Origin of the sequence: Pedobacter caeni, from assembly GCF_900129215.1 — a bacterium.
Lineage (GTDB): Bacteria > Bacteroidota > Bacteroidia > Sphingobacteriales > Sphingobacteriaceae > Pedobacter > Pedobacter caeni.
The window spans coordinates 150,248-172,271 of record NZ_FQUQ01000008.1 but is presented as its reverse complement, the minus strand read 5'-3'; the positions used below and the strand labels follow the sequence as shown (position 1 = coordinate 172,271).

General features: G+C 41.2%; 17 protein-coding genes. 7 read left to right on the top strand and 10 right to left on the bottom strand.

The window, feature by feature from the left end:
* Positions 1-63 precede the first annotated feature (63 nt).
* Positions 64-2,859, top strand: coding sequence for a 2-oxoglutarate dehydrogenase E1 component (locus BUC20_RS31330; RefSeq protein WP_073238082.1), 2,796 nt, complete (start codon positions 64-66; stop codon positions 2,857-2,859).
* 19 nt (positions 2,860-2,878) lie between these two features.
* Positions 2,879-4,108 carry a 2-oxoglutarate dehydrogenase complex dihydrolipoyllysine-residue succinyltransferase gene (gene odhB, locus BUC20_RS31325; RefSeq protein ID WP_073238079.1) on the top strand — a complete coding sequence of 410 codons (1,230 nt, stop codon included), beginning with the start codon at positions 2,879-2,881 and terminating at the stop codon, positions 4,106-4,108.
* A gap of 88 nt (positions 4,109-4,196) precedes the next feature.
* Here the strand turns inward: odhB and BUC20_RS31320 are convergent, their stop codons facing one another.
* From BUC20_RS31320 to BUC20_RS31310, 3 genes are all read right to left on the bottom strand, one after another.
* Positions 4,197-4,928: a head GIN domain-containing protein gene (locus BUC20_RS31320; RefSeq protein WP_073238076.1), complete on the bottom strand. Its 732-nt coding sequence runs from the start codon at positions 4,926-4,928 to the stop codon at positions 4,197-4,199.
* Between the two features lie 61 nt (positions 4,929-4,989).
* The gene (locus BUC20_RS31315) at positions 4,990-6,648 is read right to left on the bottom strand and encodes a M1 family metallopeptidase (RefSeq protein ID WP_073238073.1); all 1,659 of its coding nucleotides are present in this window, start codon (positions 6,646-6,648) and stop codon (positions 4,990-4,992) included.
* Positions 6,649-6,656: 8 nt separating this feature from the next.
* Complete coding sequence (locus tag BUC20_RS31310) at positions 6,657-8,534, bottom strand: CocE/NonD family hydrolase (protein ID WP_084529455.1); 1,878 nt, start codon at positions 8,532-8,534, stop codon at positions 6,657-6,659.
* 150 nt (positions 8,535-8,684) lie between these two features.
* Here BUC20_RS31310 and lpdA point away from each other — a divergent pair, with 150 nt between their 5' ends.
* On the top strand, positions 8,685-10,091 hold the full coding sequence (lpdA, locus tag BUC20_RS31305; RefSeq protein ID WP_073238071.1) for a dihydrolipoyl dehydrogenase: 1,407 nt from the start codon (positions 8,685-8,687) through the stop codon (positions 10,089-10,091).
* 35 nt (positions 10,092-10,126) lie between these two features.
* On the opposite strand, the gene BUC20_RS31300 is transcribed toward lpdA, so the two are convergent.
* The 6 genes from BUC20_RS31300 to BUC20_RS31275 all read right to left on the bottom strand — a co-directional run bounded on the left by BUC20_RS31300 (position 10,127) and on the right by BUC20_RS31275 (position 18,011).
* Positions 10,127-10,939: a hypothetical protein gene (locus BUC20_RS31300; protein WP_073238068.1), complete on the bottom strand. Its 813-nt coding sequence runs from the start codon at positions 10,937-10,939 to the stop codon at positions 10,127-10,129.
* A 96-nt stretch (positions 10,940-11,035) separates the two neighbouring features.
* Positions 11,036-14,227 (bottom strand): efflux RND transporter permease subunit, encoded by a 3,192-nt coding sequence (locus tag BUC20_RS31295; RefSeq protein WP_073238065.1) that lies wholly within the window; start codon positions 14,225-14,227, stop codon positions 11,036-11,038.
* A 37-nt stretch (positions 14,228-14,264) separates the two neighbouring features.
* Positions 14,265-15,329 (bottom strand): efflux RND transporter periplasmic adaptor subunit, encoded by a 1,065-nt coding sequence (locus BUC20_RS31290; protein ID WP_073238062.1) that lies wholly within the window; start codon positions 15,327-15,329, stop codon positions 14,265-14,267.
* Positions 15,326-16,657 carry a TolC family protein gene (locus BUC20_RS31285; protein WP_073238058.1) on the bottom strand — a complete coding sequence of 444 codons (1,332 nt, stop codon included), beginning with the start codon at positions 16,655-16,657 and terminating at the stop codon, positions 15,326-15,328. Before BUC20_RS31285 ends, BUC20_RS31290 begins: the two co-directional genes overlap by 4 nt.
* A gap of 25 nt (positions 16,658-16,682) precedes the next feature.
* Entirely contained in the window at positions 16,683-17,288 is a 606-nt protein-coding gene (locus BUC20_RS31280) for a TetR/AcrR family transcriptional regulator (RefSeq protein ID WP_073238055.1), read from the bottom strand.
* Positions 17,289-17,402: 114 nt separating this feature from the next.
* Complete coding sequence (locus BUC20_RS31275; RefSeq protein WP_073238052.1) at positions 17,403-18,011, bottom strand: TetR/AcrR family transcriptional regulator; 609 nt, start codon at positions 18,009-18,011, stop codon at positions 17,403-17,405.
* Positions 18,012-18,167: 156 nt separating this feature from the next.
* Here BUC20_RS31275 and murB point away from each other — a divergent pair, with 156 nt between their 5' ends.
* The 4 genes from murB (at position 18,168) to BUC20_RS31255 (ending at position 20,927) form a co-directional block, all read left to right on the top strand.
* The gene (gene murB, locus BUC20_RS31270; RefSeq protein ID WP_073238050.1) at positions 18,168-19,184 is read left to right on the top strand and encodes a UDP-N-acetylmuramate dehydrogenase; all 1,017 of its coding nucleotides are present in this window, start codon (positions 18,168-18,170) and stop codon (positions 19,182-19,184) included.
* A gap of 166 nt (positions 19,185-19,350) precedes the next feature.
* Positions 19,351-19,881 carry an RNA polymerase sigma factor gene (locus BUC20_RS31265; protein WP_073238048.1) on the top strand — a complete coding sequence of 177 codons (531 nt, stop codon included), beginning with the start codon at positions 19,351-19,353 and terminating at the stop codon, positions 19,879-19,881.
* A 120-nt stretch (positions 19,882-20,001) separates the two neighbouring features.
* Complete coding sequence (locus BUC20_RS31260; RefSeq protein ID WP_073238046.1) at positions 20,002-20,673, top strand: lycopene cyclase domain-containing protein; 672 nt, start codon at positions 20,002-20,004, stop codon at positions 20,671-20,673.
* Positions 20,673-20,927 (top strand): cytochrome b5 domain-containing protein, encoded by a 255-nt coding sequence (locus BUC20_RS31255; RefSeq protein WP_073238044.1) that lies wholly within the window; start codon positions 20,673-20,675, stop codon positions 20,925-20,927. Before BUC20_RS31260 ends, BUC20_RS31255 begins: the two co-directional genes overlap by 1 nt.
* Positions 20,928-20,969: 42 nt before the next feature.
* Here BUC20_RS31255 and BUC20_RS31250 read toward each other — a convergent pair whose 3' ends face one another.
* Entirely contained in the window at positions 20,970-21,890 is a 921-nt protein-coding gene (locus BUC20_RS31250) for a PfkB family carbohydrate kinase (protein WP_073238042.1), read from the bottom strand.
* Positions 21,891-22,024: the final 134 nt, after the last annotated feature.

Genomic DNA, 22,024 nt, shown 5'->3' with positions numbered 1-22,024 from the left:
AAAATTGCCTGATTTAATAGGTAAAATCCTAATTTTGCATCACTTATAGCATATTCACACATAATGGATAATTTATCTTATCTCAACGGCGCAAATGCCGAATACATAGAGTCCCTTTATCAAACTTTTAAAGAAGATCCCAATTCGGTTGAATTTGGTTGGCAGAAATTTTTTGAAGGCTTCGACTTCGGCAGTGGCTCTTCTCCGGCAGCAGCAGGAGGGGAAACCCCTGAACATTTTCTGAAGGAGGTTAGTGTTTTAAACATGATCAATGGTTACCGTCAGCGTGGCCACTTGTTTACACATACCAACCCGGTAAGAGAAAGACGTCAGCACCTCCCAACACTGGACCTGGAAAACTTCAAGTTATCTGCAGCAGATCTTGATACCGTATTTAATTCAGGTATTGAGCTGGGTATTGGCGCAGCAAAATTAAGTGATATTGTTGCTTTCCTAAAACAGACTTACTGCCGCTCCATAGGTGCAGAGTACAAATATGTCCGTACACCGGAGGTATTGTCCTGGATCGAGCACAAGATGGAAAGTGTGCGCAACACTCCTAATTTCTCTATTGAAGAGAAACGGAGAATCTTAAAAAAGCTGAACGAAGCCGTAAGTTTTGAGAATTTCCTTGGAACAAAGTTCCTTGGTCAGAAACGTTTCTCGCTGGAAGGTGCAGAGGCTTTAATTCCTGCATTGGATTCTGTAATTGAAAAAGGTTCTGAGCTTGGAATCGAAGAATTTGTGATTGGGATGGCGCATCGTGGAAGGCTGAATGTTCTGGCCAACATTATGCAAAAAACCTATAAGGATATCTTTGCTGAGTTTGAAGGTAAAGGGTATAGCGCAGCATCACCTTTTGGTGGTGACGTAAAATACCACCTGGGTTACTCTACCGATGTAACCACTAATAATGGAAATAGTGTCCACCTGAGTTTATGCCCTAACCCATCCCACCTGGAAACAGTAAATGGAGTGGTAGAAGGAATGACCAGGTCTAAAATAGATTTTAAATACGGTGGTGATGATGCACGTATCGCACCAATTCTGATCCATGGTGACGCTTCTGTTGCCGGTCAGGGAATCGTATATGAAGTGATTCAGATGGCAGGCCTTGACGGTTACAAAACCGGAGGTACCATTCACCTGATCATCAATAACCAGATTGGTTTTACCACCAATTTTAAAGATGCACGTTCGAGTACTTATTGTACAGATATTGCTAAAGTAACCTTATCTCCGGTGTTCCACGTGAATGGTGACGATGTAGAGGCTTTGGTTTATGCGATCAATCTGGCAATGGAGTACCGTCAGAAATATAAAAACGATGTGTTCATCGATATTTTATGTTACCGCAGATTCGGACATAATGAGGCGGATGAACCTAAGTTCACCCAACCTTTATTGTATAAAGCAATAGAGCAACATGCCAACCCGCGTGACATCTATGTTCAGCAGCTGATCAAAGAAGGTAAGCTGGAAGCCAGCATGGCAAAAGAAATGGAAAAAGAATTCCGTGGTATTTTGCAGGAACGCCTGAATGAAGCTAAAGAGATTACTTCTACTTATCAGGATGTTAAATTCGGTGGTGCCTGGGCAGATATGCGTATTGCAACAGTAAAGGATTTTGAAACCTCTCCGAATACAGCGGTTAAGAAAACGACCTTGCTTGAAGTGGCAAAAAGAATCAGTACACTACCTTCAGATAAAAAATTCTTCAAGAAAATTGAGAAGCTTTTTGATGAGCGTAGCAAAATGGCAAATACAACTCATGTGTTTGACTGGGCTATGGGTGAACAACTGGCTTATGGTACTTTGCTTGCAGAAGGAAAACGTGTCCGTTTAAGTGGGCAGGATGTGGAAAGAGGTACTTTCTCTCATCGCCATGCGGTGCTGACCCTGGAAGATTCTGAAGAGGAATATATCCCATTGGCTCATGTTTCGGATCAGCAAGCTCCTTTCGATATTTACAATTCGCATTTATCGGAATATGGTGTACTTGGTTTTGAATATGGTTATGCGATGGCTAACCCTAATGCGCTGACGATCTGGGAAGCACAATTTGGTGATTTCTTTAACGGTGCACAGATAGTTGTAGATCAGTATATTGCCAGTGCGGAAACAAAATGGCAACGTGAAAATGGTTTGGTAATGTTACTGCCTCATGGTTATGAAGGTCAGGGACCTGAGCATTCATCTGCACGTATCGAGCGTTTTATGGAGCTTTGTGCAGATTACAACATGCAGGTGACCAATTGTACTACACCAGCGAACTTCTTCCATGCGATCCGCAGACAGTTTAAACGTGATTTCAGAAAGCCTTTAGTGGTCTTTACACCAAAGAGTCTTTTACGTCATCCTTTATGTGTTTCTAAATTAGAAGAGTTTACAGACAATAAATTCCAGGAAGTAATTGACGATGCAAATGTGAAAGCAGCATCGGTAAACAGGGTATTGTTCTGTAGCGGTAAGATCTACTATGAGTTGTTGGAAAAACAACAAAAAGATCAGATCAAAGATGTGGCTATTGTAAGGGTAGAACAACTGTATCCAACTCCGCTGGCACAAATGGAAGCGGTATATAAGAAATATAAAAATGCCAAAGAAGCCGTTTGGGTTCAGGAAGAGCCTGAAAACATGGGCGCCTGGCCATATTTGCTACGCAGGTTAAGAAAAACTACTTTTAATGATATTGAAGTGATCTCAAGAAAGGAAAGCAGCAGTACTGCATCAGGTTTTGCAAAACAACATGCAGATCAGCAAGCGTATATTTTGGCAAAAGCTTTCGAAATGCCGGTAACGGAAACCGAAAAAGAGATTGCTAAAAAGTCTGTGAGTAAAGTTTATAATGTAGATTAGAAAATATAATACATCAGTTATGAGTATAGAAATAAAAGTTCCGCCGGTAGGCGAGTCAATCACCGAAGTTGTTTTATCACGTTGGGTGAAAAATGATGGGGATGCAGTAGAAATGGATGAGGTAATTGCTGAGTTAGAATCAGATAAAGCAACTTTTGAATTAACTGCAGAACAGGCCGGAACTTTAAAAACAGTGGCTAGCGAAGGCGATACATTGGCTATAGGTGCAGTAGTTTGCAAAATTGAAGATGGTGGAGCTGCTCCTAAATCTAAAGAAGAGCCTGCAGCACCTGCAGCGGAAAAAGCTGCTGTTACAGAAGACAAAAAACCTGCTCCGGTAGCAGAAAAGTCTGGAGATAGCTATGCAACAGGTACTCCATCACCGTCAGCAGGAAAAATCCTTGCAGAAAAAGGCGTAGATGCCGGATCTGTAAAAGGAACAGGTGTGGACGGAAGAATCACTAAGGAAGATGCATTAAATGCAGAAAAAGCACAGCCTAAAGCTGCTGCTCCTGCAGCGGCCCCAGTTGTTGCCCCGGTTGCGGGAGCAAGAAATGAGCGCAGACAAAAAATGTCGCCATTACGTAAAACCGTTGCAAAACGTTTGGTAGCAGTGAAAAATGAAACGGCCATGTTAACCACCTTTAACGAGGTGAACATGAAACCGATCATGGATCTTCGTGGAAAGTATAAAGACCAGTTCAAAGAGAAATATGGTGTTGGTTTAGGCTTTATGAGCTTCTTTACCAAAGCGGTTTGTGAGGCGATGAAAGATTTCCCTGCAGTAAATGCAAGGATCGACGGAGAAGAGTTGGTTTACAATGATTTCGTAGACATCTCTATCGCTGTTTCTGCACCTAAAGGATTGGTTGTACCAATTATCAGAAATGCAGAAAGCTTAACACTTGCACAAATTGAAAAATCAGTGATCGAATTGGCTACTAAAGCACGTGATAGCAAATTGACAATTGAAGAAATGACAGGCGGAACATTTACGATCACCAATGGTGGGGTATTTGGTTCAATGATGTCTACACCAATCATCAATGCACCACAATCTGCCATACTAGGTATGCACAATATCATTGAGCGCCCTATCGCAGAAAAAGGTGAAGTAGTGATTCGTCCGATGATGTACCTTGCATTGTCTTATGATCACCGCATCATTGATGGAAGAGAGTCTGTAGGTTTCTTAGTAAGGGTAAAACAATTACTGGAAGATCCTGCAAGATTGCTTTTAGGCGTGTAACCGTCAATATAAAGCATAAAAAAAGCCGGACTCCTTAACGGAGTCCGGCTTTTTTTATGCTTTATTTCCAGCGTAGATCCTGGATGTTCTAGTCCATCTTTCTTACTTTCCCTGAACCACCAATAGCTTTGGTCACTGTTGGGTTTCCGGTATAGTTGATGTTTCCGGATCCTCCGATAGCAGCATTGATTGTTTTTTCTGCATTGATGTTAATATTTCCTGAACCACTGATGTGTGCATTCACCTCATCTGAGGAGAGGCTGTTGCCAGAGAAACTTCCGGATCCGCTAATGGCTACATCTGATTTTTTTGCTTTGCCTGAAAGAATCAGTTTTCCTGATCCACTGATTGCAGCTTGCAGGTTCTTCGCATTGATCGTTGCTTTGATGCTTCCTGAACCACTGATTGCTGCATCAAATTCATCTGCATTAGCGGTATTTTCTACTTCGATACTTCCTGAGCCGGACATCGCTAAAGCGGTTAATTTCTTTACTGTAATGTAGGCAGTGATTTTTGAATTTGATCTTCCAAACCAGTTATTGGAGTTCGACTTTTTTGGTCTGATGTTTAAGCTGCCATTTTTTACCTCTGTGATCAGTTCATCTATACCTTCCTGATCTCCTTCCAATCTCAGACTTTCAGTATTCCCGATTTTGACAAAAACTTTAAGTGGTCCGGCAATGCCGATTGAAGTAAAGTTGCTTACTTTTCTTTCTTCATCACGGAGACTGGAACTGCTGATCCTGATTGGGTTTTCAGCTTTGCTGATGGCAACAAGGCCGAAAAAAGCAAATGTTAATATTAAGCTAAATTTTTTCATGTTGTTTAAGGTTTCCTATAAGACGCAACCTATATCCTGATTGTTGCAGAATGATGAAAAATTATTGCACATTTTTAGTTTTAACATAAAAATTTGGGTCCGCCTGGAAGTTATCCCTGGTGATTTCTTTGCTCACTGGCTCGCTTTTCCAGTGAGTACCAGGATGAATGGTTTCAAAGCCTTTGTTTTTTAAGGTGACTTTCAATGGCATGTCAAAATCTTTGACACAGGCAGTCCATCGGTAAGAGAGCTTTCCAGCCCCAATTTTGTATTCCAGGACAGGAACCATCGTTGTTCTTAAATACTGGTCAAAAACCTTATTTAGTTTTAAGCCGGACTGTTTGATGATATAATCTTCTACCTGTTGGGTGGTTACTGTCTGGTGATAAAATGTTTTGTTCATGCCCCTCAGAATTGCCCTGAACTGCTCGTCGTTGTTGATGAGCTGCCTGATCAGGTGAACCAGATTTGCCCCTTTGTAATACATATCTCCCGAGCCTTCATGGTTGACGCCATAGGTACCGATGACCGGAACATCATTGGCAATACTTTTTCTTACCCCGATCACATAAGCTGAGCCGGCTGCTTTTCCCTGGGTGGATTCTGTAAATAAGGCTTCAGAATAATTGGTGAAACCTTCATGAACCCACATGTCGGCAATATCTTTTGTGGTGATGTTGTTCCCGAACCACTCATGGCCACTTTCATGAATGGTGATGAAATCAAATTTCATTCCCCATCCTGTACCCGAAAGATCCCTGCCCAGATAACCCATTTTAAAGAGGTTTCCATAAGCTACGGCACTTTGGTGCTCCATGCCCAGATGAGGGGCTTGTACGAGCTTATATCCATCTTCATAAAAAGGGTAAGGGCCGAACCAGTGTTCAAATGATTTAAGCATCGGCTTGACATCCGCATCCCAATGTGGGCGGGCCTTGGTACTGTCTTCTTTCAAAGACCAGTAATCGATAGAAAGTTTTCCTTTCTCGCCCTGATACTGATCTGTCCAATGGGCATATTTGCCAATGTAAAAACTGACATTATAATTGTTGATGGGATTACCTACAAACCAATTGTATTTGGTGTATCCGTCCGGACGTTCTTCGATGCTTCTTAAACGTCCATTTGATATTTCCTGAAGTCCTTTCGGGACGCTGATGCTGATCAGGATACTGTCTACCTCATCGCTTTGGTGATCTTTGTTTGGCCACCAGCTGCTGGCGCCTAAACCCTGACAGGCGACTGATACCCATGGGTTTCCCGATTTATCCTTGCTGAAAATGAAGCCGCCATCCCATGGCGGGGTTTTGGCAATGATGGGATTTCCGGAGTAGAAAACCGTAAAGCTTTCCTTACTGCCTTTGCTGATGTTTTGCTGAAAATCAACAAATACTGCGTTAAACTCCCGCTTAAACGGCACATTCTTGTTTTTATAGACCACCTTTTCTACCCGGAGGTTTTCGAAGAGGTCGAATTGTAACTTGCTGAAATCCAGGGTTGCCGTAAATTGAAACTCATTACTTCCGCTAATGTACTTTTGGTCGATATCCACCTTTACATCCAGGTGGTAGTAATTGATGTCGTAACAACTGCGCAAAGGGCTTAAAGTTCCTCTTAAGCTGTCTGCACGACTGAATTTATTTTTCGGAGTCATCAACTGGGCCTTGCTGAACTGTGTGTAGCTCAGCAAGGCCAGTAGTAAATATAAAGTCTTCTTCATGGTTGGTGTTATGGCTTTAATACCGTCACGGATACGGATGAAGGATTTTGTCCATCATGGTAAATGCGATGGATTGCTTTCTGGAAATCACTGTCTGATGCATGGTAGATGTCTGTGAATTTCTGAGGGTTGCGGTCTACCAGCGGGAACCATGAGTTTTGAACCTGAATCATAATCCGGTGTCCTTTTTTGAACGTATGTGCCACATCAGGAATGCTGTAGTTGACTTTCGTTACCTGTCCGGGTACAAATGGTTCGGGTTTCTCAAAACTGTTTCTGAATTTACCACGCATCACCTCTCCACGTACCAGCATCTGGTATCCTCCCATGATGATGTTCTTTGGATTAGGTTGCATTGGAACTGCATCTTCCGGATAAACATCGATTAGTTTTACCACATAATCGGCATCTGTTCCGGAGGTCGAAACCACAAGATTGGCATTAACAGGACCCGCTAAAGTGAAATCCTCTTCAAGGACTTCCGTTTGGAAAACCTGCACATCCGGCCTGCGGGCAGCAAAACGCTGGTCATCGATCATGTATTCCCTTGTTCTTCTGGCCTGTACACCATCCTGATAAGGTACGGGATTGGCCGGGTCGCTTTCATATTGATTGTAACTGTTTGAAGCTGTAGGTTTCTGAAAGCTGAGTTTGCCTTCCGGTTGAAAATACAAGGTTTTATTTTCCGTATTCTTTGGTGGCCAGGTTTCAAAACCTTTCCATTCATTGCTTCCGGTGAGGAAGATGTTGGCTTCAGCAAGCTTCGCATCCGGAGCATCTTTCAGGTACTGCATGAAGAAAGGGAACTCCAGATTTTTCTGGTACCAAGTGCTGGTTGCCTGTCCGAAGCTGATGTCGCCAAAGCTTTCGCCTGTTCCTCTGGACCAGCCTCCATGAAACCATGGGCCCATTACGAGGTTGTTCTTAGTTGCAGGATTTTGTTTTTCTATGGCCTGATAAGTATGCAGGGCGCCATAAGCATCTTCTGCATCAAAAAATCCACCTACCACAAGTACAGCTGGTTTTATTCCGGTTAAATGTGGTCTGATGTTCATTCCTTTCCAGAAGGAATCGTAAGTGCCGTGCGCCATCATGTCGTCCCAGAATTTAATGCTGTCGCCAAAATATTTTTGTTTTACATTTTTCAATGCACCAACACTCAGGTAAAAGCGGTAATTATCCGTGATCGGGTATTTAAAAGGTTTAGGCCCTTTATCCGGAGTAATTGGTTTTGGTCTTGGAACACCAAATGAAGAGTAGAAACTGAAGGCATCTGCGAGCATAAAAGCGCCATTATGATGGAAATCATCACCCATAAACCAATCGGTAACGGGTGCCTGAGGAGATACTGCCTTTAATCCGGGATGTGCGCCGGGAAGAGCAGCAGTGGAATAAAATCCCGGATAAGAGATTCCATAAATCCCTGCTTTGCCATTGTTATCCGGAATGTTTTTGATGAGCCAGTCTATCGTGTCATAAGTGTCTGAACTCTCATCAATGTCTTTTTTGCCTTTTTTCTGATCGAGATGAGGGCGGACATCCACAAATTCGCCTTCACTCATCCATTTTCCACGGACATCCTGATAGACGAAAATAAATCCTTCCCTTAAAAACAAGGGGGATGGGCCAAGGGTGGTTTTATATTTATCTTCCCCATAAGGAGAAACGGTATAGGGAGTCCTGTTGATCATAAAGGGATATTTTTTGCCTTTATTTTTGGGGACATAAATTGCGGTAAATAATTTAATACCATCGCGCATAGGGATACTGCGTTCGATTTTTGTGTAATTCTCACGTACATACGCAGAATCGGATTGCTGGGCGAAGCCTGAAGCACCTGCAAAAAGCAGGATCGTCATTAACCAGGAAAATTTAAAGCGGGTCATGTTGGGTATCGGTTTTTATTGAAGCTTAAATATACAGAAAACGTCTGCTCATTTTGGTCATTGTAACATTAAAGATGAGGAAAGAATTGGAATATGGGCGATTATTAGTGTTAGGTTTATTAACTTTGTGCAACAAAAAAAATCCTTTATATGCAATACGATGTAGTTGTTATTGGCTCGGGCCCGGGCGGTTATGTTGGAGCAATCAGATGTGCCCAACTAGGTCTTAAAACGGCAGTGATAGAAAAATATAAAACTTTTGGCGGAACCTGCTTAAATGTAGGTTGTATCCCTTCAAAAGCATTGTTAGACTCTTCAGAGCATTTTCACAATGCGGCACATACTTTCCAGACTCATGGGATCAACCTTAAAGATCTGAAAGTGGATATGCCACAGATGATTGCACGTAAGGATGATGTGGTGACACAGAATACGGTTGGAATCCAATATCTTTTCAAAAAGAATAAAATTGATTCTTTTCAGGGAGTAGGGTCATTCGTAGACAAAAACACGATAAAAATCACTAAAGAAGATGGAACTACAGAAACGGTGACTGCAAAAAATGTGATCATTGCTTCGGGTTCGAAACCTACTTCTCTGCCATTTTTACCAATCGATAAAAAGAGAATCATTACTTCTACAGAAGCTTTAAATATCAAAGAAGTTCCTAAAGAAATGATCGTGATCGGTGGTGGTGTAATTGGTCTGGAATTGGGGTCAGTTTATGCACGTCTGGGTACTAAAGTATCGGTGGTTGAGTTTATGCCATCTATCATAGGAACAATGGATGCCGGCTTAGGAAAAGAGCTTCAACGTGTGTTGAAAAAATCTTTAGGCATGGAGTTTTACATGGGACATAAAGTAACAGGTGCAACTGCCAAAGGTAAAAGAGTAACGGTAACTGCAGACAATGCAAAAGGAGAACAGGTAAAACTGGAAGCCGATTATTGTATCGTTGCTGTAGGACGTACCGCTTATACTGCTGGTCTGGGTCTGGAAAATATTGGCATCACACCAGAAGAACGTGGTAATAAAATTCCGGTAAATGAGCATTTGGAAACTGCTGTTCCCGGCGTATATGCAATCGGCGATGTAATTAAAGGCGCAATGCTTGCACATAAAGCAGAAGATGAAGGGGTGTATGTTGCGGAAACTATTGCCGGACAAAAACCACATATCAATTATAACCTGATCCCGGGAGTGGTATATACCTGGCCAGAGGTTGCTTCTGTAGGATTTACAGAAGAACAACTGAAAGAAAAAGGTACTGCCTATAAAGCAGGGTCATTCCCTTTCAAAGCAAGCGGACGTGCGAAAGCAAGTATGGATACTGATGGTTTTGTAAAAGTATTGGCTGACGCTAAAACTGATGAAATCCTGGGTGTTCATATGATTGGCCCACGTGCGGCAGATATGATTGCTGAGGCTGTTGTAGCAATGGAATTCCGTGCTTCAGCAGAAGACATTGCAAGAATTTGCCATGCTCACCCAACTTATACAGAAGCAATTAAAGAAGCGGCAATGGCGGCAACTGAAAATAGAGCAATACACATGTAATCATTTGTCTATTGATCATGAAGAAAGGCTGCAGATTAATCTGTGGCCTTTTTTATGCGCTCTGGATAGCTTTCTCTCAATGCCCTGACTCCGGCCTCTATTAACATCAGATTGTCTTCCAGGTGTCCGTGCTGTACTTCCACGTTCAGATAAGGAATTTTGTGCTTCATGGCATAAATAGAAAGGGAGCCATCGTCTTCTGCTTCCCGGTGTTGCAGGACCACATTCACATTTTCTTTTTTTAGTTTACTGAATAACACTTTTTCGGTAACCAGGATCATGTCATCCGGATCCATCATTGGGTTAATATGTACCGAGTCTGCAACGCTTTCCAATTCTTCACCCGGGAGATAGGAGGAAATCCCAAATCCTTCATCTGCATTGTTATGAAGCGTAAATATATAACCCAGTTTTGCCGGCTGATAAAAGTTTAAAATTTCTTTACCTATCTGTTCCAGCTGATCGGATACCACTACATCTGTTTTTCCATATTTTTCCAGACCAAAGGTTATACCTTGTCTGGAGTAGATGCTGTTTGGGTCTGTCTGAAAATTCTGTCCGTTGTAACTGAATGCAAAATTCCTTTGTCCTCCGTACTGGCAGTCGATAATGGTTCCCCCGTTTAAGCGGATAAAATCGAATGCCGCTTTTACACCTGTGTCTTCATCATCATGAATGGCAAGGAAGCTGATTTTTTCGGATCCATATTTATATTTCACGAGCTCAACAGGGAGGTCGTTTAATTCCAGGATGGTAGAATCCATGGTCATCCCTTCAAAGACAGGAGGATGCTGGGCGTTTGAGGTCAGCCAGCCAAGACTGAGTAAGATCAATACAACATGTTTCATGACCTGTGTATAGCAAAACTCTGACCATTAATTTGTAATAAAAAAAGAGGAACCCTTTTACGGGGTTCCTCTTTGATTGGATCAGGGATGGCTGGTTTAATGCCCGCCTTCCAGATCGTATTCTTTTACTTCTTTATGGTCGTAAGGTTCTGCAATCAGTTCCTCCATACTTTTGCCTTTTTTATTGAAGCCAAAGCGTTCTAAGATGCTGTCAAATACCTGGTACATTACCGGTACAACGATCAGCGTCAGGAACAGGGAACTGGTTAATCCACCCACGATTACCCATGCCAGACCATTTTTCCATTCCGCACCTGCGCCACTTGCCAATGCAATTGGAAGCATACCGATTACCATGGCAATGGTGGTCATGAGGATCGGACGTAAACGGGCATGGTTGGCTAGTACTAATGCCTCATGCGTTGACTTTCCTTCTGCTTTCATCTGGTTCGTGAAATCGACCAGGATGATCGCATTCTTCGCCACCAAACCAATTAACATGATCAAACCTAAAATGGTAAAGATACCCAGCGAGTTATTGGTTAATGCCAGTGCAAGTAAGGCCCCGATTACCGATAACGGAATCGAGAACATCACCACAAAAGGATAAACAAAGCTGTCGTACAAGGCTACCATGATCAGGTATACCAGGATGATAGAGGCCATTAAGGCGATCCCTAAGGTACCAAAACCTTCGCTTTGGTTCTCCTGGTCACCGGCCCATACATAACTTACACCTACGGGTTTTTTCAATTGACCATTTTTCTCCATTTCCTCCAGTTTCGCCTGTAGCTCGGCTACGATAGTACCTGTTGGCCTACCGATAGATTGTGCTTTTACAGAAACCGAAGTACTCTTATCCCTACGCTCCAGCTGACTAGGCCCGGCACCTTCTTTAATATCGGCGAACTGAGATAGTTTTACCTGTTGTCCGGATGAATTGATGAAAATAAGGTTTCTTACATCATCAATATCTTTACGGTTGAAAGTCTGGTAACGGATGTTAATGTCGTATTCGTATTCTCCTTTACGGTATTTACCATCTGTATTTCCACTAAATGCAGTTTGCATGGTGGTACCCACAGTTTGTAAGGTTAAACCTAAAGCAGCCATTTTATCACGGTCTACCTGGACATTGATCTCCGGACTACCTTTCTCTACAGAAAGTTTGATCTCCGCAGAACCCTGGATTTTACTCAGCACTTTCATTGCACCTTCTGCATATTTCATGGCACTGTCCAGGTCTGAACCCATAACTACCATATCGATAGGAGCATTTTCAGCAATACCTAAAATACTGATCGGTACTGTTTTTACTTTCGCGCCGACAAGGAATTTGGCCAGCTCGCGACTAACTTTAGTGGCATAAATACTGGATTCATCCTCACGATCTTTACGTTCAACGAGTTTTACGTTGATCTCTGATTTGTAAGCCGTAGCCTGAGTACCTCCAAAGTCACCACTTGATTGTCCTACGGTAGTAATCAGCTGTGTAATCTCTTTCTTTTTCGTTAAGAAAGCTTCTGCCTGTTGTGTGATCTGGTTTGTTTTCTCAATAGAAGCATCTTTAGGAAGTTCTATCTGCACCAGGAACTCTCCTTTATCACTTTTAGGGAAAAACTCTGTTCCAATGAAACCACCGATGGTTAGTCCGCATGAACTGAGTAATAAAAGGAATACACCAATTAAGGTGATTGCTTTATGGTGTAAGGTCCATTCTAAGATACCAGTTACCCAAACCGTGAATTTATGCAGCTGACTTTCGAACCAAAGGATGAAACGTCCAAATACATTTTTACCCTCAATTTTTTCCAGTTTACCGAAGCGTGAAGACAATAACGGAACGATGGTAAATGAAGTGACCAATGACAGGAGGGTAGCGATAATTACCACCACACAGAACTGGCGCAGGATGTTGGATACCAATCCTGAACTCACTGCAATCGGGAAGAACACCACCACAATTACAAGGGTGATGGAAACTACGGTAAACCCGATTTCGGAAGTGGCATCATATGCCGCGCGAACCCTGTTTTTACCCATCTCCATGTGTCTGTATATATTCTCCAATACCACGATCGCATCATCCACCAGGATACCTACCACCAGGGAAAGGCCCAGTAATGACATCAGATTCAGGGTATAGCCAAATAATCCGATCCCGATAAATGTTGCAATCAGGGATGCAGGAATGGATACCATTACAATTGCCGCATTACGTAAACTGTGCAGGAAGAACAACATCACAAATGCCACGAGGATAATCGCAAGGATTAAATCGTGGATTACCGCATCTGCAGATTCCAGTGTAAAGATGGAACTGTCATTTACGATCAGCATTTTTAAGTCATTGGCTTTATAATCTTTCTGAAGGGTTTCTACAATTTTATGCATTCCCTTACTCACCTCTACGGCATTGGCATCAGATTGTTTAATGATCTGAATTGCAATCGCGCCTTTTCTGTCGATACGTGCGATTTTCTCTACCTCTTTCTGCGCATCCTGAACGTCGGCAACATCACTTAATCTGATTTGTGCTCCGGCTTTGCTGGTTGCTACTACCAGATTTCTTAACTCGTCTATCGATTTATATTTACCAGATAAACGAATCAATACGTCCTGGTTTTCAGTCTTCACACTTCCGGTAGGGAAATCGAGGTTGGACGTTAGAATAGCTTGCTGAATTTGCGGAACAGAAAGGCCGTAACCTTGTATTCTGTCTGCATCAAGTCCGACAACGATCTCACGTTCCTGTCCACCTACCAGGTTGACCTGTGCTACCCCTGTTACCCTGGAAAGGATCGGGGCAATACGTTTGTCGATTAAGTCGTAAAAAGCAGCATCGTCCATTTTTGCGGATGCCGACATGGTAATTACCGGTAAATCATCCAGTGAGAACTTATTCAGGGATGGTGGTTTTACGTCTGTAGGTAGATCTGCAAGGATCGCATTTACTTTACGCTGAGCCTCATTTAGTGATAAATCCACATTGGCTTTATCATTTAAGGTGATGGTTACCACGGATAAACTTTCATAAGATACTGCGTTCAGTTTCTTAATGTTCTCCATGGAGGAGACCGCATCCTCAATCTTCTTGGTCACGGTGTTTTCCACCTCATTTGGTGAAGCTCCGGGATATATGGTGGAAATGGATACTACGTTGTTCGAGAACTTCGGTAACAACTCGTAACTAAGCCCAAAGTAGCTCAATAGCCCCATCAGTGTTAATACGGTAAAAACCACAATAACAAGGGTCGGGCGCTTTATAGAAATTTCTGTTATTTTCATCAGAATGTATTTATATTTTTCATTGTAAGGGCCTATTCTATTTTACAGGAGCAACAGGGGTACCATCAATAAGGTTGATCTGACCACTGGTGATTACTGTCTCGCCTTCTTTCAGACCATCAAGGATTTCCACATTCTCTCCAAGAATTCTTCCGGCAACTACTTTACGCAATACGGCTTTATTACCTTCTCCTAAAACAAAGATCTGGTTACTGCTTACACTACCTACAAACGAACCACGTGGGATCGTTAATGAAGGAGCCTGACTAGGGAACTTGAAGATGGCAGTACCGTACATTCCTGCTTTGATGGTATTTTTCTTGTTGTTCTCTACCATAATCTCAATAGGGAAGTTTAAAGAAGCATCAGCTTTAGCGGCGATGAAAGTGATTTTACCCAGGTAATCATCTGTAGGGAATACATTAGATTTGATTTGCACCTGGTCGCCAACTTTAAGGTTAGCTACCTGTGATTCGTTTACACTTACTTTTAATTTAAGCTTGGAAACATCCACCAATTCAAACATCTGGGTACCCTGTGCATTTACAAAAGCACCTACTTCAATGTATTTTTTGTTGACAATACCGTTGATCGGAGATTTGATGTTGGCATCGCTTACTCTTCTCTGGCTGCTTTGTAGCCTTAGTCTTGCATTCTGAACAGCCAGTTTTGCCTGATCTAATTGCTGTTGCGTTACGCCACCTGTTTTGAATGAACTGCTATATCTGGCTTCATCTCTGATGGCATTTTGAAGGTTTGCTTCTGCAGTTTCTTTATCTGTATTTAAAATCTCAGCATCAATACGGGCTATAGGTTGTCCTTTGGTTACTCTGTCACCTTCTTCTACATAGATTTTGGTTACACGTCCTGCGTTTTCTGAAAGAAAATTCAGTTCCTGATTAGGAGCAAATGTTCCGTTTGCACTAAAATCAAGATTGATCGCCTGTCTTTCAATCACTGCTGTACGAACACTGATCGCACCGCTACCTTGAGCTACAATTGCCGTTTTTGCCGCATTTTTCTTTTTATTATTGGTTAATACCAGGACGATGCCTGCGATGGCAAGTATAATTACTAAGGCTGTAATAATTCCTCTTTTCATTGTAGTAGTGATTTTATATTTCCGTTTGATTTGATTAATTGAATTTCGGCAATTTTATAGTTTAATAATGCCTGGGTATAGCTGTTCTGTGCTTCTGTAAGTGCATTTTCTGTATCTAAAAGATCAGTTAGCGCAGCCAGACCGTTGTTGTAGTTGTTTTGAGTACTATTGTAAATTTCCTGAGCCAACAACACATTCTGGCGTTGGGAATTGATGGTGTTGATGTTATTTCTTAATTCAATTTTAGCATTCTCATAAGAAAGGTTCAGGGAGTTGCGGGTTTGTCTCCTGTCTTCTTCTGCTTTTTTAAGATCCACATCTGCCTGACGCACTCTTGAACGTGTGGCGAAACCATTAAAGATCGGGATTTTCAGGGTAAGACCTATTGCTGAGGCATCGTACCAAATGGCAGGACTGTTACCTCTAAAGAGGTCAAACTTATCGCTTTGTCCGGTATAACTGTAATTGGCGGATAATGCCAATGAAGGGTAATATTCTGCTACATAGGCTTTCCTTTGTAAAGTAAGTAAGTCCTTTTGTATGTTTAGCAGCTTCATTTCTGTCCTTCCGTTTACGTTTACACTATCGGCAAACTGAGGTAAGACTGGCTTACTGTTTAGTTCTGTTGCCGGCAGCAGGATAACCGTCTCTATTGGCATACCCATCGAAAATTTCAGCTGGTTTTCCAGTTGAACAATTGCATTTGAAGTTTGTTCACGCCTGGTTTGCAGATTGGTCAGGTTCACTTTAATCCGGTCTACATCAATTTTTCTTGCCAGGCCATTCTTGTATTGATTGCCTATGATCTTCTCTACCACTTTCACGTTTTTGATATTGGTATCAATGACGTTTAGTTGTTGTCTGTTGACTAAAACCTGATAATAGTTATTAGCAACCTGCTCAATAATCTGTTCGTCAGTTAATTCTGCAGTCATGTTGTAATAACTTTCACTTGTCCTTGCTGCTTTTAATCCAGTGAAGACCTGTTGGTTAAACAGCTGTTGGTTGAGTTGAATTCCTGCGTTGGCATTCCATGTTTTTCCCATTGGAATTTTGAAATCACCAGCCACCAACTGGCCAATTACCGCATTGTAAGTCATTCCTGCATTACCACTGATGTTTGGTAAAGCCTGAGCTCTTATTTCTTCGGTTTTGTATCTGCCTCCTTCAATATCGAGCTTCGCTTTTCTCGTATTTGAGCTGTTCTGAACGGCGTAATTTAATGCATCCTTAAGGCTCAGTGTTTGCTGGGCTATTGCTGCATTCGATAATAATAACCCCAGCAGCAGTAGTGGAATCAATCTTATCTGTTTAATTAAAGTATTCATGTTTATGATAATTTGTGGTCTGTTTTTATTTTAATCCTTTGATAAATATTTTAGATAAGCTAAGTTGCTTCTCCAAGATGGCTTTCATGTCTTTTTTACTTGGGAACAATTCTTTGTTGCCATGGAGCAGACATAGAGAAGTGATTCCCGACAGGCTGTCTAAATACAATTCTGCCATTTTATTCACGTCGCAAGGTGCAATTTCCTTACTGTCAATTGCTCTTTGCAGAATTGTGGCATGAAGGTTTTCATTTTTTGTTTTCATTTTCATGAAGGACTCCCTGAGCTCATCGGAACTAAGAGAGGCGTCCGGGCTGCCACCTGAGAGGTGTAGCATATAATATTTCTGAAAAAAGCGATGTTTGACCTCAACGAAGGCTGCTAAACGCTCTTCCAGGGTGTCTTTCGCAAATTGATCTCTTTCCAGAATTTCAAAATAATCCGAGAAAATCCTGGCGATCACTCCCATTACCAGGCTACTTTTATCCGGAAAATAATAATACAAGGAAGGTTTGGATACCGATAGGTCATCAGCAATCTCATTCATTGTGGTCTTGTTAATTCCATAATGGATAAAACGCTTTATCGCACCCTCTATAATCAACTCCCTTTTTTTATCTGTCTCTACCATTCTACTTTTCTACTTTCTGACTTTTTTCTTTGAACGGTCAAAAATACTGCCATATTTTAGCAATGGAAATTTTAGTATGAAAATCACACAAAAGTTACATAAAAATGACGAATTTTATTGTTTTATTTTTAGCCCGTTAAGAAAGATGTCGGCAAACATTTTTTCTTTGAGAAAAATCTGTTTGAATTGTTCCTTTCCCGGGAACATGCTCTTATCCTTGGACAGGATATTGAAATGAATGCCAGATAAGGCATCAATGAATATTTCGGTGGCTAATTTGGTGTCTGAGATCGCGAATTCTTTATTCGTTACTCCTCGGCTAAACAGGGAACCAATAATGATAAACTCGAAAGTCCGGGCTTTATGGAATTTTTCTGCAAGGTTTTCGGGAAGTTCATTTCCAATGATCTGACTCGATTCCAGGATGTTGTAGTATTTTTGGATAAAAGCCTGTCTTTTTTGTAGCAGTTTAAGTACACCTTCAGTAGCTGTTTTTGTCTTGTCAACAGATTTAACCAGATCTCTGCTGATGATTTGCATCAGATGTTCTATCGCGCTGACGTAAAGGCTCAGTTTATCAGGGAAATAGTAATAAAGTAACGCCTTTGAAAAAGAAATATCTTTTGCGATTTCTGTCATAGTTGTCTTTGACAAACCATAGTGAGCAAATCGCTTTAAAGCAGCCTCAATAATTAAAATTCTCTTTTTATCCTGATTTTCCATACAAATTCTAATGCTCCCCCTTCTGTCGCCAATGGTTTTTAGTTTCAATAATCGAGACGAAAAATAGACAAAATTTTTAAATATTTATTTAAACATGTTTATTCCCCTCCTTAACAATTACATTTGTACCCTATAGCAAATCAGTTCATTTTATCTATGACCATCTTCCAGGAAAATATCTCGTTAAAACCTTATAATACCTTTAGTATACCTGTCAGCGCCCATTATTTTGCTGAAATATTTACCCCCTCTGCATTGGAAGAGCTGTTGGAATCCAAACTCATTAAGGAGCAGCCGCTATTGATTTTGGGAGGTGGAAGTAACCTGTTATTTACGAAAGATTTTAATGGGCTGGTGATCAAAATAAGCATCCCGGGGATTTCAGCTAATGTTCAGGGGGATGACGTGATCGTTACTGCAGGTGCCGGAGTGGTCTGGAACGACTTTGTAAACTATTGTGTACAAAATGGTTTTGCAGGTGTAGAGAACCTGAGTCTGATTCCTGGTACAGTAGGAGCTTCACCAATACAAAATATTGGGGCCTATGGTGTAGAACTTAAGGATGTGTTTGCATCTTGTTCGGCTTATGAGATTGCTACTGGTAAGCGCAGGGAGTTTAATCATGAGGAAGCCCGGTTTGGATATCGTGACAGCATTTTTAAAAATGAATTAAAAGGGCAATATATCATTGCAGAGGTGAGTTTCAGGCTGAGCAGGGTAGCTCGGATCAACACGCAATATGGCGCAATCCAGGAAGAGCTGACTAAACGGGGTATTGATCTGCCAACGATCGCTGATGTCTCTGCAGTTGTTGCTCATATCCGGGTAAGCAAGCTTCCTGATCCTTCTACAATTGGCAATGCGGGGAGCTTTTTTAAGAACCCTGTAATTGAAGAAAAAGCCTTTAAGGAGGTGCATGAAAAGTTCCCTGAACTGGTGCATTATCCTGCTGGAAAAGGTAAAGTTAAACTTGCAGCGGGTTGGTTAATAGAGCAATGCGGATTTAAGGGGAAGGTGGTTGGACAAACGGGTACCTGGAAAAATCAGGCCCTGGTACTGGTCAATCATGGACAAGCAACTGGACAAGAAGTGTATAGTTTTTCAGAAAATATTATAGATACCGTAGCGGCCAGATTTGGTGTCAGGCTGGAAAGAGAAGTAAATATTCTGTGACATAGGCTCCTTTGTCATTGCCAACCCGAAAAAACAATTTGTTAACATTCGGATTGATTTTTTGGTACATATGTTGTATAGCATTTAGTGTATAAGATTAAACAAACTTTGAGCGCCACTCCTAAAAACTGTTTGTTTGCTTTTTAACCTTAAAACTTAAAACATTATGACAAAAAATGAATTCAACCTCCAGTTAAACGACCATTCGGTTTCTTTGCAGTCATTCGCTTTAAATTTTACGAAAGACATTGAAGACGCAAACGACCTTGTACAAGATACCATGCTTAAAGCGGTAACTTATTACAGTAAGTTTAAAGAAGGTACCAATCTTAAAGGATGGTTATTTACCATCATGAAGAACACCTTCATTAACAATTACAGACGTTTGGTAAAGACCAATGCATTAATTACTAAATCAGACGATATTTCTTCTGCCAATCTGCACTATAGTGCTGCAAAAAACACGAGCGACAGTAAGTTTATCATAGGTGATATCAATAAAGCCCTTTCGACGCTTCAGCCGGAATATTATGTTCCTTTTATCAAATACTTTGAGGGATATAAATATCATGAAATTGCCGAAATGTTAGAGATACCAATAGGTACAGTAAAGACCAGAATCCACGTTGCCCGTCAGATTCTTAAGAAATATCTGAAAACCTATTCTAAAGAAATTTTGGGTGCGGAGGTCGCATAACCCTTTCTAAAGTATTTAGAAGCGCTTTAACCCCGATGTTAAAGCGCTTTTTTTATGCGATAAAAAGAAAATTGGTAAACGCCATCAAAATCATATTTTTGGGCTTAACTAATTAAATAAATGAATTTTACTTATCTGTTGCTGGCACTTGCCATGCTGGTTGTTCCGGTAATGTTGCTCTTTGTTAAAAAGATAGGGTTTATCAGGATGATAAAGCCAGCCATTCCTGCAGTACTGATTACGGGCCTTGTGTTTTCCATAATAGCTGCTATACTGGTGTTAATGGGAGCCTGGAATTTTCATCCGGCTTACCTGACAGGTGTTTTTCTATGGAAAGTCCCGGTAGAAGAATTTCTTTTTTCTATGACGGTTTCTCTGGCCGGAATAGGGGTGTATGCGACTTTAAATACATTCTTTCCCAACAATGCTTTAGATAAATTCAGCCTTTCTTTTAGCAACCTGCTGATGGGCATAGGCGTTGCTATGCTCATTTTTACCTACACAAAATGGTATAGTGCAGCTTCATTCGGGATATTGTTCCTGCTGATTTTTTATATAGAATACCTCAATAAACTCCGCTTTATGTATCGGTTTTACAGGAGCTTCCTGGTATCACTGGTTCTTTTTTATGTGGCTTATGGTGTCATTTCTACCTTACCCATTATTTCTTATACTGATGTGATCAATTTGAAACTTGGGGCAATTCCTTTTGAAAGCCATTTTTATTTTATGGGAATGCTTTTGATGAGCATTTACCTGTTCGAGCTATTTAAAAGTAAGGCTAAAGCGTAATGGATCTGCCCATCTATACCAAACAGCAGCTGGCACTCCGGAACGGTCAGGATAAACCGCAGATCTGGGTGGCTTACAGAGGATTGATTTACGATGTTACGGAAAGTCGTTTGTGGCGTAATGGCAAACATTATGAACACTGGGCCGGACAGGACCTTACGGATGAACTACCGGATGCGCCGCATACAGAAGCTGTTTTTGAGAAATTTACAGCAATAGGGAAACTAAATAGCTATACAGAGAAGCCTATTTAGGACAGTCTCTGTGTAGCTATTTGGTCTTTTTATGGGACTTATCTATGCATCGATGGTAAAAGCACTCAGTTTTACAAATTCCTGAATACGTGCAGCTACTTCTTCGTCTGTAAGGTTGAGGATCTTTTCCGTTCCAAACTTCTCTACACAGAAAGAAGCAAGGGCAGAACCATAGATGATGGCATTTTTCATGTTATTGAAGTTGATCGTACCAACTTTTGCCAGATAGCCAATAAAACCACCTGCAAAGGTGTCACCGGCTCCTGTTGGATCAAATACTTCTGCTAATGGTAAAGCCGGAGCAGAGAAGATTTTGTCTTCATGGAACAACAATGCGCCATGTTCACCTTTTTTAATGATCAGGTACTTAGGTCCCATCGTTAAAATCTTTTTAGCGGCTTTAACCAGGGAGTATTCACCTGAAAGCTGACGGGCTTCTTCGTCATTAATGGTCAATACATCTACCAGTTTAAGCGTTTCCTTAAGGTCATCCATCATGATGTCCATCCAGAAGTTCATGGTATCCAGAACGATTAGCTTTGGTCTCTTTTTTAAGCGCTCAATAACTGTACGCTGTACAATAGGAGTCAGATTTCCCAGCATCAGGTATTCACAGTCCTGATAGCTTTCTGGAATAACAGGATCAAAATCAGCTAAAACATTCAGTTCAGTAACCAAAGTATCTCTGCTGTTCATATCATTGTGGTACTTCCCTGACCAGAAGAAAGATTTTTCGCCTTCTTTTACCTGTAGTCCTTCGGTGTCAATTCCATGTTCATTAAAAGCATCAATGTCTGATTTTTGAAAATCATCACCAACAACAGCAACGATTTTTACTTTGTTATAGAAGTAAGAAGCAGCTAAACTGGCATAAGTGGCAGCTCCTCCAACTATTTTATCCGTTTTTCCGAAGGGAGTTTCAATGGCATCAAATGCCACAGTCCCTATGATTATCAGGCTCATAGATATATTTTTAAAATTATTTTCAATTATTTTGCTACAAATATTGCATAAATAAATTAAAACCCCTAATATTGCATTCCCAAAACGAACGAAACTTAATGTTGTTTAAGACTTCAAAAAGCCGTTTTTTTGGA

Excerpts from the sequence above, each read along its gene's own strand:
- BUC20_RS31330 (WP_073238082.1), top strand. The coding sequence starts at position 64 with ATGGATAATTTATCTTATCTCAACGGCGCAAATGCCGAATACATAGAG.
- odhB (WP_073238079.1), top strand. The coding sequence starts at position 2,879 with ATGAGTATAGAAATAAAAGTTCCGCCGGTAGGCGAGTCAATCACCGAA.
- BUC20_RS31320 (WP_073238076.1), bottom strand. The coding sequence starts at position 4,928 with ATGAAAAAATTTAGCTTAATATTAACATTTGCTTTTTTCGGCCTTGTT.
- BUC20_RS31315 (WP_073238073.1), bottom strand. The coding sequence starts at position 6,648 with ATGAAGAAGACTTTATATTTACTACTGGCCTTGCTGAGCTACACACAG.
- BUC20_RS31310 (WP_084529455.1), bottom strand. The coding sequence starts at position 8,534 with ATGACCCGCTTTAAATTTTCCTGGTTAATGACGATCCTGCTTTTTGCA.
- lpdA (WP_073238071.1), top strand. The coding sequence starts at position 8,685 with ATGCAATACGATGTAGTTGTTATTGGCTCGGGCCCGGGCGGTTATGTT.
- BUC20_RS31300 (WP_073238068.1), bottom strand. The coding sequence starts at position 10,939 with ATGAAACATGTTGTATTGATCTTACTCAGTCTTGGCTGGCTGACCTCA.
- BUC20_RS31295 (WP_073238065.1), bottom strand. The coding sequence starts at position 14,227 with ATGAAAATAACAGAAATTTCTATAAAGCGCCCGACCCTTGTTATTGTG.
- BUC20_RS31290 (WP_073238062.1), bottom strand. The coding sequence starts at position 15,329 with ATGAAAAGAGGAATTATTACAGCCTTAGTAATTATACTTGCCATCGCA.
- BUC20_RS31285 (WP_073238058.1), bottom strand. The coding sequence starts at position 16,657 with ATGAATACTTTAATTAAACAGATAAGATTGATTCCACTACTGCTGCTG.
- BUC20_RS31280 (WP_073238055.1), bottom strand. The coding sequence starts at position 17,288 with ATGGTAGAGACAGATAAAAAAAGGGAGTTGATTATAGAGGGTGCGATA.
- BUC20_RS31275 (WP_073238052.1), bottom strand. The coding sequence starts at position 18,011 with ATGGAAAATCAGGATAAAAAGAGAATTTTAATTATTGAGGCTGCTTTA.
- murB (WP_073238050.1), top strand. The coding sequence starts at position 18,168 with ATGACCATCTTCCAGGAAAATATCTCGTTAAAACCTTATAATACCTTT.
- BUC20_RS31265 (WP_073238048.1), top strand. The coding sequence starts at position 19,351 with ATGACAAAAAATGAATTCAACCTCCAGTTAAACGACCATTCGGTTTCT.
- BUC20_RS31260 (WP_073238046.1), top strand. The coding sequence starts at position 20,002 with ATGAATTTTACTTATCTGTTGCTGGCACTTGCCATGCTGGTTGTTCCG.
- BUC20_RS31255 (WP_073238044.1), top strand. The coding sequence starts at position 20,673 with ATGGATCTGCCCATCTATACCAAACAGCAGCTGGCACTCCGGAACGGT.
- BUC20_RS31250 (WP_073238042.1), bottom strand. The coding sequence starts at position 21,890 with ATGAGCCTGATAATCATAGGGACTGTGGCATTTGATGCCATTGAAACT.